At 65.2% G+C, this 14,373-nt stretch carries 4 protein-coding genes; 1 reads left to right on the top strand and 3 read right to left on the bottom strand.

From position 1 onward, the window contains the following. Positions 1 to 253 precede the first annotated feature (253 nt). The 3 genes from U4Y91_RS25530 to U4Y91_RS25540 all read right to left on the bottom strand — a co-directional run bounded on the left by U4Y91_RS25530 (position 254) and on the right by U4Y91_RS25540 (position 11,320). Positions 254 to 8,761 carry an RHS repeat-associated core domain-containing protein gene (locus U4Y91_RS25530; RefSeq protein ID WP_321807418.1) on the bottom strand — a complete coding sequence of 2,836 codons (8,508 nt, stop codon included), beginning with the start codon at positions 8,759 to 8,761 and terminating at the stop codon, positions 254 to 256. A gap of 83 nt (positions 8,762 to 8,844) precedes the next feature. Beyond that, entirely contained in the window at positions 8,845 to 9,795 is a 951-nt protein-coding gene (locus tag U4Y91_RS25535) for a hypothetical protein (protein ID WP_321807419.1), read from the bottom strand. A gap of 673 nt (positions 9,796 to 10,468) precedes the next feature. Then, positions 10,469 to 11,320, bottom strand: a complete 852-nt coding sequence (locus U4Y91_RS25540; RefSeq protein ID WP_321807420.1) for a hypothetical protein — start codon at positions 11,318 to 11,320, stop codon at positions 10,469 to 10,471. A 490-nt stretch (positions 11,321 to 11,810) separates the two neighbouring features. On the opposite strand from U4Y91_RS25540, the gene U4Y91_RS25545 reads away from it, so the two are divergent. Further along, on the top strand, positions 11,811 to 14,339 hold the full coding sequence (locus tag U4Y91_RS25545; RefSeq protein ID WP_321807421.1) for a YjbH domain-containing protein: 2,529 nt from the start codon (positions 11,811 to 11,813) through the stop codon (positions 14,337 to 14,339). The last annotated feature ends 34 nt before the right edge of the window (positions 14,340 to 14,373 follow it).

Here is a 14,373-nt window from a genome sequence, read left to right on the forward strand (position 1 = left end):
TTTGATTGTAGTGGCTAGATAGAAATGTCCGCTTTTGGCTAGATAGAAATGTCCGCTTTCGGGCCGCGTAAGCTGTCCGGCCGCCGGGTGTCCGGCGCCGGAGGCTGCGATGGCTGCAACGGAGCGGATCACGATGACGATGCGTGAAGTGGATCGGCTGAAGGTCATTGAGGCAGTGGCCGAGTGCCGGCTCAAGCCCGCCCAGGCAGCCGACCGGCCCCCGATCGAGACCGCCGGCCGCGCCGGACCGCGGCTACTGCGTACCCATCGTGCCGTACGAAGAGTTGAGCGAAGGCGACGACAGCAGATGCGTCCCGTCACTGGAGTCCGCGCGTGCCCGGATGAGCGGTGTCTTTTCGTCCTGTGCCTGCGTGCCGGGCAATCCTGACGGAGCGGGCTCACCGACACGCGCACTGCCGACGCGATCGGAAAACTGGCTCCTTGCCTGGTCCCACATCGTCTTGCCGTCGTTCAGCAACACGTCGCCGATCCCGAACGGCAGGCCGCCCACGGCGCCCGTCCACGTCGCTTCCGCGAGTCCGAGGCTCCACGGCTTGTGCTCGATCCCGTTGGTCGCCATCTGCGTCAAGTCGTTTGCCGCGATGCCCTCCGTGACGTTCACCAGCATCCTGATCCCGGTTCGCGCCAACAGGCTCGGTATCGCCTTGATCGCATCCGCGGCCAACGTCGCATAGCCGAACGACATCGCACCGAATAGCGCACCGCTCGCCGCGCCGATCTCGAGCGCCTGCGCAAAGCCTTTGCGGGTGAATTCGTTGCCGGGCCGGCAGTCGTATTCGAAGCCCGAAAACCCGACGCCGAACATCGTGTTCGTGGTGACTTGCGTCAGGAAGTTTGCACTCGTGGCGGCGAGCTTCGACGTCGTCGACAACGTGATGTTGAAGCACGACGACGCCGACGAGGATGCCGTCGAACTGCCGGCGGACGCCGTGGACGCTGCACCGTCGACGAGCGCATCGCCGCCCGCCTCGCCGGCCGCCAGGCCGTCGGCCATGCCCTCCTCGAGCACGGCCACCGGCGCTTCCGCCGCGCCGAACGTGAAGAAGCTCAGGACGAGGCCGACGACCATCAGGGCCGCCATCCCGATGCCGATGCCGACCTGCTCGCCGACGGTTATCTTGTTGCCGGACGGATCGGCAAACACGAGCGGGTTGTTGCCGACGAACAGGTACGGGCTCGCGGTCTGGCGCGCCGAATCGGCCGACAGGAACCGCCTCAGCCCCGGCGAATACAGACGCGCGCTGAAGTTGTAAAGCCCGCTTGCGTCGTCGTATTCGCGCCCCATGAAACGGAACGGCACCGCGGCCTGGTTCGGACCGTCGCTCGATGCGAGCGAACCGAACGCGCGATACGCGAATCGGGCAACGAGCTGGTTTTGACTGTCGACGACGGCCCAGATGCTCTGCGCCGCATCCTTCAACGGGAAATAGCGCTGATCGCTGGCCGCGGCCACGAGCCCCGTCGGCCCGTAGACGAACGCCGACCACGTGCCGCCGAGCAACGCCAGCAACGGGCGCCGGCCGAGGCCGTTGAAATAGACGTCGGCCTGCGTTGCGCTGCCGCGCAATCGCATCACGCGCTGATCGACGCCGTTGTATGCGAACTGCTGCGTCATGCCGCCGTTCGCCGACGCGACGCCCAGCACCATGTTGGTCGCCGTGTCGTAATCGAGCGTCATCGTGCCGGTGTCGGTCAGGTTGCCGCGTGCGTCGTAGGTGAACGACGTGCTCGCGCCGCCGTCGATCGTCAGCGTGTCGAGCCGATTCGTGCCCGCCGTATGGACGAACGCGTATGCCTGCCCGCCATCCTGCGTCAGCGACCAGATATTGCCGTTTGCGTCGTACTGGCCGACCTGCTCGCTTCCCGTCGACGCATCGTCGACCAACGCATCGACCAGCCGGCCCTGTGCGTCGTAGCTGAACGCGGTCGTCGACGTGCTCGGCGTGTCGAACGCCAGCGAGATCGTGCGGGATTGCGGGGCCCCGTTCGCGTAATAGCCGTAGCCGATGGCGAACGACGCGCTGCCGCGGCCGGCGACGGCGACCGTCTGCGACACCGGCCAGCCCGGCGACGCATAGCCGTATGCAGCCGCGAGCGTGCCGCCGTTGCGGATCTCCTGCTCGATATCTCCGTCGGGGGTGTACGCATACGAGGCGATGTCGGTCGGCGTCGTCGGGGACGAGCCGATGCCCGTCACGTGTGCCGCCTGATCGTACCGGTAGTACACGTTCGCGAGCGGTGACGACGACGGATACGCGATCGAGACGATCTGATCGAGATTGTTGTACGCGTAGCCGACCGCGCCGCTTGCCGCCGGCAGCCCGTCCACCGCGAGCGTCGCCGCCGTGACGCGACCGTTCGCGTCGTACGTGAACGATTCGTTGACCTGCACCTGCCTGGCGCCGGCGATGTTCGACGGCGCAAGGTTGTAGGCGACCGATGCAGTCTTCCGCCCGATCCGCGTCGGGTCGTTGCCGTTGCCGTCGTAGTCGTTGCGACGAACCACGGTAAACGGTACGTCACCGCCCGGCCATCCGGGGTCGCTCGCATGCGCGCTCAGCGTCGATTCGTCCCACGGCTGCGCGACCGTGCCCTGTTCGGTCACGCGGCCGAGCGCGTCGTATTTGAAGTAGATGAAGCCGAGCGTATCGGGATCGAGCGCCGGCTGCACGAAGCGAACGCGCGAGCTGCGATCGCAGATGAACGCGGTCCCCGCGCTGTCGGTATCGGTCGACTCGAGCGTTCTGCCCGCGCCGTCGCGCTGCAGCGCCGACACGTATGCGGCCGGATCCTGCTGCGGCGAATCGGTGAAGCTGTTTGGCTCGCTGATCGACGTCGTGCTGCCCGTCGCCGAGAAATCGACGCTCGCGAGACTCTGCCCGGACACGGCGCCCGTACGGTCGCTGATGCTCGATCCGACTTCGCGGCCGTGCGTGTCGCGCAGACGCAGCAACTGGTTCTTGACCGGCCCCGTCACCGTCTGCGCGACATAGTTCGCGGGCAAATCAAACGCGCCGGTCGTATTCGCGCCGAATGCGATTTGCGTCGTCTGGCGTTGCGCGCTCGTCGTGCTCGCCAGATCGTGCACCGCGTACGCCTTGCCCGGCGCGCCCTGCTCGATGCGCCGGGTGCGCGGCGATGCTTCGAACCGATAGCCGAAGTACGGATAGCCCTGGTCGTTCGAACGGCTCGCGACGCCGTCGTTCTGCCCGGCGTAGTAGTCCGCGACGTCGCCGGTCATCGCCCACGTATCCTGCGTCGCCGCGAGGAATGCGCCGACATCGACGAAGCTCGCGCGATAACCGAACAGCGGCTGCGTCGCGCCGCCGCCGAAGCTGGCCGGCGCACTGCGCGTAATCGCGATCGTGCGGCCGAGTGCATCGGCGATCGTGGCCGACACCACCGCGTCGCTGCCCAACCATTGCTGGGTCTGGCGCTTGCGCCCCGCGCCGTCGCGGAACGCCACCGCCAGCCGCACGCCGGCGAGCATCGCGACGTTGGTCAGCGCCAGCGTATTCGGGCCGGTCGACAGGCGGATCGCGGCCGGATCGCCGGCGTTCACCGCCGTGCTGAACAGCAACTGACCGTCGCCGAAGAACGCCACGCGGCCGTTGCCAAGCACCAGCAGCCATTGCACCGGCAGGTTCGGCGGCGCGCCGAGCGGGTTCTGCACGATGCTGCCGTCCGGTGCGGCAAACGAGAACCCGGCGGCGGGATCGTAGCCGATCGAATAGCCGGCGCCGAACGTCACGCCGACCGCACCGGCGAGCGTGCCCTGTGCCGCGATCTCGACATAGAACGCGGTGGTCGACGCACCGCCGAAGTTGCCGCCCTGCCAGGTCAGCGTGTCGTTTGTCGCCGCCGTGTGCTGCAGCGCGCCGCCCGAGCAGCGCCAGTTCGTCGCGACGTTGCCGGCCGCCCAGCGCTGCTGCCACTCGTCGCCGGTCATGAACGTCTCGAGCGTGCCACCGAGATCGGGGCTCACCGACAGATCGGCGTTCGGCGCGGCGGCATCGAACCTGCCGCCTGCATTGCCCTCGCGCGACAGGAACGCGATCGACATCGTCTTCACCTGCTGGTCGGTGCCGATCGTCGCGGTCAGCCGCTGGAACGCGTTGTAGCGGCGCTGCATCGTCGTGCCGGCCGCATCGAGCGTCGCGGTCAGCAACCGGTACGACGGATCGTAGACGCGCACCGTCATCTTGCTGACGAGCGGCGTGACGAATACGTTGTCGAGCAATACGACGTCGCTGCTCGCGTTGGCCGCCGCCACCGCGAGCGTGACGCTGCCCTGCCCCGCCGTCACCGGAATGCCTAGCGTGCAGTAGACCCACGTGCCACCGGAATCCGCGAACGGCGCGAAGCGCGGCGTACCCGCCGTGCCGTCGACGCTGAGCGTCGCCGTGAAACCCGCGCCGGCCACCGGCGTGAAGCCGGCCGGCGTCTTGTACCAGAAGCCGAGCAGATAGGTGGCGTCGACATTGGCCGGCGAAAGCTGCACCGACACCGTGCCTTCGCCGTTCGGTGCGAGCGCGAGGCTCGTCGTGCCCGTGTGTGCGTCGCCGACCACCGAGCGGCAGCCGTTGACGTTCCACCCGCGTCCCGTCTCGTACGATTCGAAGCCGTAATACGCGCACTCGCCGCGGGCGACCGACGCGTTCGTGAACAGCGCGACGGCGAACGCGGAATCGGTGCCGTACAGCGTCGATTGCGCGACGCCCATTGCATCGCGGGTTTCCGTCGGCTGACCGTACGGCGTGCAGGCGATCGTCGCGGTCGATGGCAGCCAGCCCTGCGGCGCGGCGCCCGCATCGCGTCCGGTGAACGGAAACGGCACCCGTCCGTTGGCGCTGCGGATGAATTTCCCAGCCTGGGCCGGCACCACGACGCCGTCGTACACGCACGGGAACAGCGCGTAGGTGCTCGCCGACGCCTGGGACACGACGGCTTCGCCGCCGTCGCGGCGCCAGTGCGTGACGCTCTGCGCGATATCGCCGAACCGGTGCTGCGCGAGCAACGCGGCGGCCAGCGCCGGGTCGTTCATCTCGTACGCATAGAGGGTCGTGTTTCTGAACGTCTCGAGCTGCCCGGTGCCGCCGTACGTCGTGGTGTCGGTGCCGACGACGTTGCCGGAGAACGGCGCGGTGAAGCCATCTCCCACGTAGCGCGCCGTCTGGCTGCTCGTCACGCCGTCTTCGATCGTGGTCTGCGTCGTCCGGCACAGGAAGCCGCCCTTCAGGTTCAGCGTGCCCGCGCCCGGATCGGTCGGCGACGCCGCGCGCGCGACGTACACCTTCCACTGCGTCGTCGTGGACGCCAGCAGCGCGCCGGTCGTGTCGTAGGTGTCGACCTGATGCAGCTGTCCGTCGAGCATGTCGTAGAAATCGCTGCCGTCGCGCACGTTCAGCCCGTTCAGGTAGCGGTTCACGGTCCGCCCGAACTGCGGCCGGGACGGGTCGCCCGTGCCCGGATAGACGATCGACGTGTAGTACTTGAATACCTGGCCGGTCGGATCGCACGCAGCGGTTGCCGGCTCCGGCGCGAAACAGGTCGCGCTGGTTTGCCCGAGCCCGTTGTCGATCGACAGCCCCGTCACCGCGTAGTGATGGAGACGGCCTTCGACCGCGTCGCCCGCATAGCTGTGCAGGATGATCCGCGACGCGTTGTCGAAATCGCCGTCCGCGCCCGGATACGCGACGAACATCCCGGCGCCGCCAGGATACGTGCCGGCGCCGACGTCGCCTTCATCGGCCGTGTAGATGCGCTCCTGCGCGAAGGCCTGCGCGGAGATCGACACGCGCCCGTTGCGCAGCAGCGTCGCCGCGGCCTGATCGCTTTCGGGCGACGTGCTGTCGCTGACGAAATACGCAAGGAACTGCGGCGCCTCGTCGATCACGGCTTCGGCATTCAGCACGTAATTGCCGTCGCCGCCGAGCGCTTCGTTGACGCGCGCCTGGATATCCGCGCACGGGGTCTGGCCGACGACGCCATCCCATTCGCACGCGTGGCCGCGGAAGTACAGGTACTGGCCGAGCGTCAGCCAGTCCGTGCCGCCCCCCGACGGCCAATTGGACGTTTCGCTGAAGTCGATCGGCAGCGTCTGTGCGGGCGTGGCCGGCTTGCGTGTCCATGCGCCGAAATCGGTATTCGGATCGAACGACAGCACCTGCGCGGTGGTGTCGCCGCCGCCGTTCGGATACGCGAGGATACTCAGCGCATAGTCAGGGCCATAGGCATAGCGCTGCTCGAGGCCGGTCGGCGCGCTCTCCGCCTGCAGCGTGTTGTTCTCGAGCCAGGTCTTGCCGTTGAAGCGCAGCACATGCCCGGCCACCGCGACGAGTTCGTTGCCGATCGAGCCGGCGATGCGCTGGACGCCCGGATCCTCGCTGTCGATCCGGTCGTCGAACGTGTGAGTTTTCATCGGCAAGACGGGCCGATACAGCGCGTCCCACTGGACGATCGTCACCGTATAGGAGATCTGCGTGTCGCTCGTACTGAGCAGGTTGCTGACCGCGACGAACGAATCGGACGGGCTGAGCGTCACGCTCGACGGGCTGGACGCCGAAAAATTCCCGATCTGCGATCGGGTTGCCGCGCCCCACTTCAGGCAGGCGTCGAGCGCGAACAGCGACACGTTGCCCTGCATGTCGAGCAGCAGGTAATACTCGTTGTACGCGACCGCCAGGGCCAGCGCCTGCACCGTGAAGTGCTCGACCGTCCATGCGGCATCGGGCCACCGCCAGGTGACGCGGTCGTAGCTCGTGGCCTCATGGACCACATCGGTCGTCGCCGCGATCAGGAACGTGTCGCCGCCCGTGAGCGACACACTGCCGCTCGGGCTCGAATACGTGAGGCTCGGCGTGTTGTAGCCGGTCACGACGCCGTTGATCGTGGCCGGAATCCATTGGGCCGGACGGGCGTTGTCTGCCTGGAAGATATAGACGGTCGTGCTGTTGCTGGCCGAGCCCGGCGCGAACGACAGCGCAAAAAAATCCTCGCAGGCGACCACCTCGAGCGACGACAGATCGAGGCCCGTGGTATTCCTGAACAGCACGCCGTCGGACGTCGGCTGCCACTTCCGCCAGCTGCCGAGCCAGCTGTACACCTCGACCGACAGTGCGCCGCTGGCCGTCCCGTACCAGGTCACGACCGCGTAGCCTTTGCCGAAGAACACGCGCGGCGTCGCCCCCGCGAACGACGTGCCCGTCGGCGGCGACACGGAAAGCGAGCGATCGCAGATGTCGAGCGCCTGCTTCGTGTAAACGTAGGTCGCCGTCGCGCCTTCGCTGTACGTGATCGACTTGAGCGCGCCCGGGCTCGCGCCCGTTGCCGTCGCATCGAAGTAATAGTCGAACGCGAGGCCGGGCAGGCTTTCGCCGGCCGCATTACTGAGCACGATGCCGGTCAGGAAGCGCTTGCAGGTGTCGCCGAACAGCTCGCCGGTGTGCGACGTGACGTTCGCGACCGGACTTCCGGCGCCACCCGCCGGGCTCGACGGCCGATAGTCGAATGCGAAGCTGAACAGCGGTGCGCCGGTGGCGTCCGCTACCGCGATACGTTGCAGATACAAGGTTTCGTAGCGGTCCTGATACGCGTTCGGCTGCGTGTCGGGCACGGACTTGTGCGGATCCGCGTATTCGCGCGGGCTCTGCGGCGTCGTGTTGGCCCACATCTTGTCGCCATACTGCAGCACGACCTCGCGGCCGAACACATCGGTCATGCCGGTCAGATAACAGGCCTTGGTGTAAGGTAGCCCGCCCGCACCGACGAGTTGCTCGACGTTCGGCAGCAACCCCGCGCTCGTGCGCGGCCAGTCGTTGTAGCGATACGCGATGCCGTCGCCCCACGGGTTCGTCACGGCGCTCAGATGCCACGCGCGCGCGTACTGGTACTGGCCGTCGATCGATCCGCTGCTGCCCTGCCACAGCGCGACCGGTGCGCCCGACGTGCCGTTCCCCGACGCCCACCGCACGCCCCATTCGATACTGTTGCCCACCGATGCCGCATAGTTGCCCACGTTCGCGCTCAGGCCGCCGAACGACAGCCTGAGCCCGTTGTCCTTGACGATCACCCAGCGCTCGTAGCACGCGTAGTAGAGGATCTTCCAGAATTCGTAGTTGACGAGCTGATACGATTCGCCGCCGTCGAACACGTTGAGCACCGCGCCGTCGAGCGCCAGTTCGTACAGTTGCTGATTGGCGTCGTCGGCGAGCTGCCACGCGGACGCACCCGTCGACGATACGCGCGAGGCCGGCGACAGCACGAGGCCGTTCGCGCCGAACGCGGCGACGGCCGCGGCCGGTACCGTGCCGCCGTTGACGAGCGAATCGGCGATCGTGCCATTCATCGAGAAAACGAACGGCGTCGTCGGCTCGCGCGCGAGATCGGTCGAGATGCTCTGGCTCACGTAGCAGTAGCTGCGGGTGGCCGGCATCAGCGAGCCCGCGTCGTTCAGCACGATGGTCGGCGCCGGCATGGTCCAGCCAAGGCCGAGCGCGCCGGTCGGCGCATCGCGGTTCCACGTGATCGCGCCCTCGTGCACGTTGCTCTGATAGAGCAGTGACAGCGTGAGGTCGAGATTGTCGCCCGCGGTACGTCCCGGCATCGACAGCAGCGTCTGCGTGAAGTTGATGTCGCCGCGAAACAGGTTGACGCTGCTGCTCAGATCCCCGACGCTGCTCGAATCGAACTGGAACGTACGAATGGCCGGGATCTGCGAATTGGTGGCATCCGCAGGCATGGCACTCTCCTTGAGAGAGATGAGCGAGATGAGCGCGCCGGGTGCGGCGCGTGCGGGCAAACGGGGGCGAGCGCCCCCGCCCGTCAACCGACGAGACCGACTACGACGATGCTCGCGTAGCTGTTTTTGTCGTCCTGGTGATTGTTCGACCCGTCGGACATCCAGGCCCAGACGCCGCTGGTCTGCGCATGCGAATGGTTGCTCGGGTCGACACGGGTCTGGTTCGGGCCGGCGCCGATGGTGCGCACGTGGTGATCCTCGGCGTTCGGGTATTGCGCCTGGAATCCGGTCAGAAAGCTGACCGCATTGGTGATCGTGGCGCCCATCGGGATCGACGTCTCGCCCGTACCGACTTGTGCCTGATACGGTACGACCACGAAACCGGGATCATTGATCGACGTCGCGATCAGCGAGCCGGTCGCTGTCGGATTCGCCGCACCGTTGCCGGACGCGTCGTGCATCGCGGCGGTCGCCGAGATCGACGAGGTATTGTTGATCGGCGACGATGCACCGACCGATACGGTTACGGTCTCCACATGATGATCCGTGTTGCCGTAGCTCAGGTAGAACCCGGCGAGCGTGGCCTGCAGGACTGGATTCGGCGTGCCGGGGAGCAGGATTCCGGGGCTCTGGTTGTGATCGGCCACCGCATAAGGCGGGCTCAACAACACCTTCGATGTGGGTGCGCCCGTCCACGCAATCACCGAGACCGTGACATACGACGCATTCTTGTCGATCGGATGCCCCGATGCGTCGTCGAGCACGACTGCCGCGCCGACGGTGATTTGCTGACTGCTCGGCTTGCCCGTCGTGAGCAGAACGCTCATTTGCTCGAAGTGGTGGTCGTCGCTGCTGCCGAACGACAGCTGAAACGACGCGATTCCGGCAAGAAACTGCGTGACGGGATTATTGAAGTTAAAGGGTGTCGAGCCACCATTCAACACCACATTTTGACTCAGGATTTCCAGCGCCATTTTGGCCCCCGTTTCATTGTGGTTGAACAAAAAATGCAGCCGTCTTTTCTTGTGGTACAAATGATGTGCGACCGACGATCAAATATCAAGGTCGGTTTGAAAAAAAATGGACGCCCGCGGGCGCGCTTTCGGATCGACGGCGACTCGTAAAGTCCTTACCGACTTGGCCCTGAAAGCTCGTTGCATGACTGCCCGGTTCGGTGCATTTTTTGCGATTTGCTTTCATGACCGGAAGGCATGTCGCTGCGATAGTCGAAGGCTGAATGTCGACCGCCGGCGTCTGACCGCCAAGATCCGAATAGAAGCAAGAGACGAGCCATCACAGGTGTTCGAAACGGAAAGACGGACGGCCGTCAGGTATGTGCTGAAGCGGGGACGCCCTGACGTATGAGCCCGCGTGTACAAGGTGTGGAAGCGGGAGAAACGGTGCCTGGTCGACGGCAGACGCGTTGGCCGGAACGAACCGCCCGGCGGTCTGCATTCCGCATGCAGGCAATCTGCCAGGGATATTCAGGTTATTCGGCTGTTCTTCCGGCACAGAGATCGATCCCCGTTTAAGTAGAATGATTTTCGCTGGACTCGGCAATATCTTCGAGCTGTTTTCTGTAAACCCGCCACTTCCAACGCTATTTCAAGCCCCCTCGCACTCCACCCAATTTAATTCAGAATAAATATAGAACCATAAATTAACATATAAACCATCGCCATATAATATTTGAAATTTTTATTCAAATTAATACAATTGCACCTCCGAATATAATTGACTCCATAAGCGAGAAAAGCGTGACTGCGCCAGATATGCCGGCATCTCCGAATAGACGAAGAACGGAGTCAGCCCATAGCGTAAGCCCTGTCGATCACATTTCCGCAGGAAAGTCGGCCCCGCCTGTGTCGCCGCCTCCAGCAAGCTGCGTAGCGGCATGCCCGCGGTCTCATTGAGCACGACGTGAAGAATCGGATAGAGTGCGTCACGCTCACGGCACTCGGTTTGGCGACATGCTTCGCAATACGCCTCCCAGCCTTCGGCGGTGCGGTCGATCGGTGCAGGGACGGCCGCGCGGACGTGCGCGGAGACGACGTCATCGAGACATTTCCGATTGCCCTCCAGCACCGCGAGATTCTTACGCCGAAATGCATCTTCGATCAGCGCGCGTTCGGCGTCGTCGATTGTCCGGAAGCCCGCGTAATCTTTAGCGCCCCAGGCTTCCGCGTAGTCCCAGTCATCCAGTGACCGGATATCGTTCAGTCTCTGCCCTTCGACGACATAGCGCACGAGCGTCGGACACATGTCCATGACGAACAGCCTCTGATTCAACGCGTCCATGGTCCTTGCCGGCATTCTGTCGACGAGGTACTCCAGCGACTCCGCGTTTCCGCGCCAGTGGACGCGCACCGCCCAGCTCGCCACGTCCGGTGCGGCGGCCCGGTCATTCAACGGTCCTGCCACGGTCAACAGTTTGTCCAGTGACCAGGTCGTCACGGCGGCATAACCCGGATGAAAAGCCACGATTGAAGCGCGATCGCCATAGCCAAATCGCGCGAGCACGTCGAGGTACTGTTCGAGCCGCTCCAGGTGCGCACGCACGCATCAAGCGATTGATTCAATACTGGTTTATCCGGTGTTCAAGCGAAAGGCGATCCCGTTCGCGCGCCCGGGCATGCTTGTTTCCGTCGACTCAATTTGTCGGATTTGATCAAGAATCCGGCGCAGATTGCGCTTCCGGTTTCCATAGACTTACTCGCATATAGGTAACGATCCGTAATACAGCAGCGAGACATGCGAACCCGATTGCCCGCGGACGTGTACCGCACGGCGTCGGCCCGATCGCCGGACGCATGAGCATGGGGTGAAAGTCGGTCTAATTATAAGTTATGCGAACGAAACGATATTGACGAAACCCGGTGCCGATTGCGGTCGCCGGGCTTGATTGCGCGAGCGAGTCGCTTCGGGGAACGGTCCACGCGGCACGACGAGGTGGGCGCGCCAAATCGCTAACGGGCGCGCGATGTTGGGGGGGCGTTGCCATGTGTCGATCACGGTGCCATGTGATCGGCGCGCGACAGCGATCGGAGTTATGCATACCGGTGCGTCGCAGGTGATGCGGGCACTTCGCCGTTCCGCGGGACGGGGTTGGGTAGAGGATCGAGAGGGATCTTCGATCGCATCGCCGCCGCATGAGCGTTCACGGCCACGAGCGATGCCAGTGCCGCGGCGGTGCATGTCGACGTTCGGCGATGTCGGATGCCACACACGATACGAACAATCAAGTACACGACCGATGACGATCAAGCTACGTGCGAACGCGACCACGAACAAGCCGGCGGCCATTGCCCTGGGGGCAGCGTTGGCATTTTCCCTGCCGGCTGGTGCGGCGGGCACGCCGGTGCTGACATCGCTGGGGCAGTCCGGCGGGCTATTGATTCCATACGGATTCACGCTGCCTGAAGGAACATTCGAGGGGCAATACAACAACTACATCGATCCACGGTTCGGGAAGCAGACGACGAGTTCGGACATCGTCTGGGGCGCGATCGGCCTGTTTCCGCACGTGGAGATATCCGGCGGTCTGGCGAACTATCCAGGCGACGTACGCACGACGGTGCCGGGCTACGACCACATCGTGCTTCGACATCTGATGGCGAACGCAAAGGTCTCGATTCCGAAGTTCTTCACATACCAGCCGGACATCGCGATCGGCATCAATGACGTTGGCGGGCAAACGCATTACTTCCGGTCCACCTACGGTGTCGTATCGCAAGTGCTCGGGCCCGCGACGCTGACGGTCGGCTACGGGCACGGCGACCGGCTCGACGGGGTGTTCGGCGGCGCCGAGCTTCGGCTGTGGCACACGGGCCTGTCGCTGCTGGCGGAGCACGATTCGAAAACGCCCTATGCGGGCATCCGCTTCCAATCGCCGCCGATCAAGTGGCTGGCCGACGCGAGCCTCGTGGGCACCGTGATGCGCTCGCTCAGGCATACGGACGGGATCGCGCCGCGCACGTCGTTCTCGATCGGCGTGCAGATTCCGCTCGGCAGGCGGTTCGATGCCGCGCGCTGCGGCGACGGCTTGTGTAGCGACGCGCCGGTTGTCGCGGCAGGCACATCGGCGCCGGACGACGTGCGCGCAGCGGACGACGACACGCTGCGACCTGCGGCCGCGCTCGCGCCGCTCAGCGCATTCACGCGGATCGAGCCTGCCACGCCTGCGGCGGCGGACGCGTCACGCGACGATCGAGTCATGCCGTCGCTTCACACGCCGCCGGATCTCGTTCGGACCGCCGCGCCGGCAGTCGACGCGGCGCCGGACCCGGCGGCGCTCGACAGGATCGTGCGCGCGCTGACGGACGCCGGACTCGAGCGCGTGCGCGCCGGCATGGCGGGCGCGGATCTCGTCGTCGAATATGAAAACCACCGCTACAACCAGAACGAGGCGGACGCGCTGGGCATCGCGCTCGGCGCGGCAGCGGAGTACGCGCCGAAGGGCGTCGAGACCGTGCGCATCGTAATCAAGAAGGCGAACGAGCCGGTGGGCGAGGTGAGCGTCGATCGGGCGGACTACGCGCGCTTCGTCGCGGGTGGCGCGTCGACCGCCGCCGGCGCGTCGCTGTCGATGCGCACGCGGCCGACGCACGATGCTGATTCGATTGCGTGGGTGGGCAACGCCCGCGCGCACGGGCTCGTACGGATCCAGATCGCGCCGGTCACGCACTACCTCTACGGCACTGAGTACGGCAACTTCGACTACTCCGTGGGCGCGAAAATCCAGGGCTTCGTGCCGCTGTGGCGCGGCGCGGAACTGTATTCGAGCGTGATCGTGCCGATTGCGAACAGCAAGAACATGGACAACGGCCGCGTCTACGACCAATACCGCTTGCGCGGCGGGCTGTCGACCGTTGCGCTCGTGCAGAGCTTCTGGATTGCGCCGCGCGTTTTCAACGTGACCGCGCTCGGCAAGTTCGACCTCCAGTACCTGGGCGTCGAGAACGAGACGACCGCGTTCGTACCGGGCCGTCCCGACGTGGTGCGGCTGAAGCTCGCCTATCTGCATCACGAGCCGGGCAAGGATGCGCTGCCGGCGGAGAAGAACGCGCTGCTCACGTACCGGTGGGTCGAGCCCGCGTGGAAGATGTGGATCGAGGCGGGCGTCGCGCGCTATGTCGGTGGCGACAAGGGCCCGCTGATCACGTTGACGCGCTGGTTCGACGACGTGTCGTTCAGCGTGCAGGGATGGCACAGCGGCCACGGCTCGTTCGTCGGCGCGTCGGTCAGTTTCCCGTTGACGCCGCGCCAGGGCATGAAGCCGGGGATCGTGCAGATCAACGGGCCCGAGCAGTTCTCGCTCAATTTCCGCACGCGTGTCGGATCGTCGAACTATCTCGCGCAAGACGGCGCCGAGAATCTCGACTTTGCCTACAACGCGCAACAGTTCCTGCTCAACCAGGGGCGCTTCAGCGCCGAGTACTTCGCGACGCAGCTTTACCGGATGCGCGATGCATACAAGCGCTACGCGCATTCCGCCGGCGTGGCGCCGCCCGCGACGGAGGCGGCGCTGCCGGCTCACGGCGTGCAGCCGTCGGCCGCGCGCGAGGCAAGCATTCAATGATCGAGGGACCGGAGAGTCCTCGGGAAAATCGAGT

This window comes from Burkholderia sp. BCC1993, from assembly GCF_905339865.1.
Classification (GTDB): domain Bacteria; phylum Pseudomonadota; class Gammaproteobacteria; order Burkholderiales; family Burkholderiaceae; genus Burkholderia.

Bases quoted from the DNA above. Each gene is read 5' to 3' on its own strand.
- U4Y91_RS25530 (WP_321807418.1), bottom strand. From the start codon at position 8,761: ATGCCTGCGGATGCCACCAATTCGCAGATCCCGGCCATTCGTACGTTC.
- U4Y91_RS25545 (WP_321807421.1), top strand. From the start codon at position 11,811: ATGCATACCGGTGCGTCGCAGGTGATGCGGGCACTTCGCCGTTCCGCG.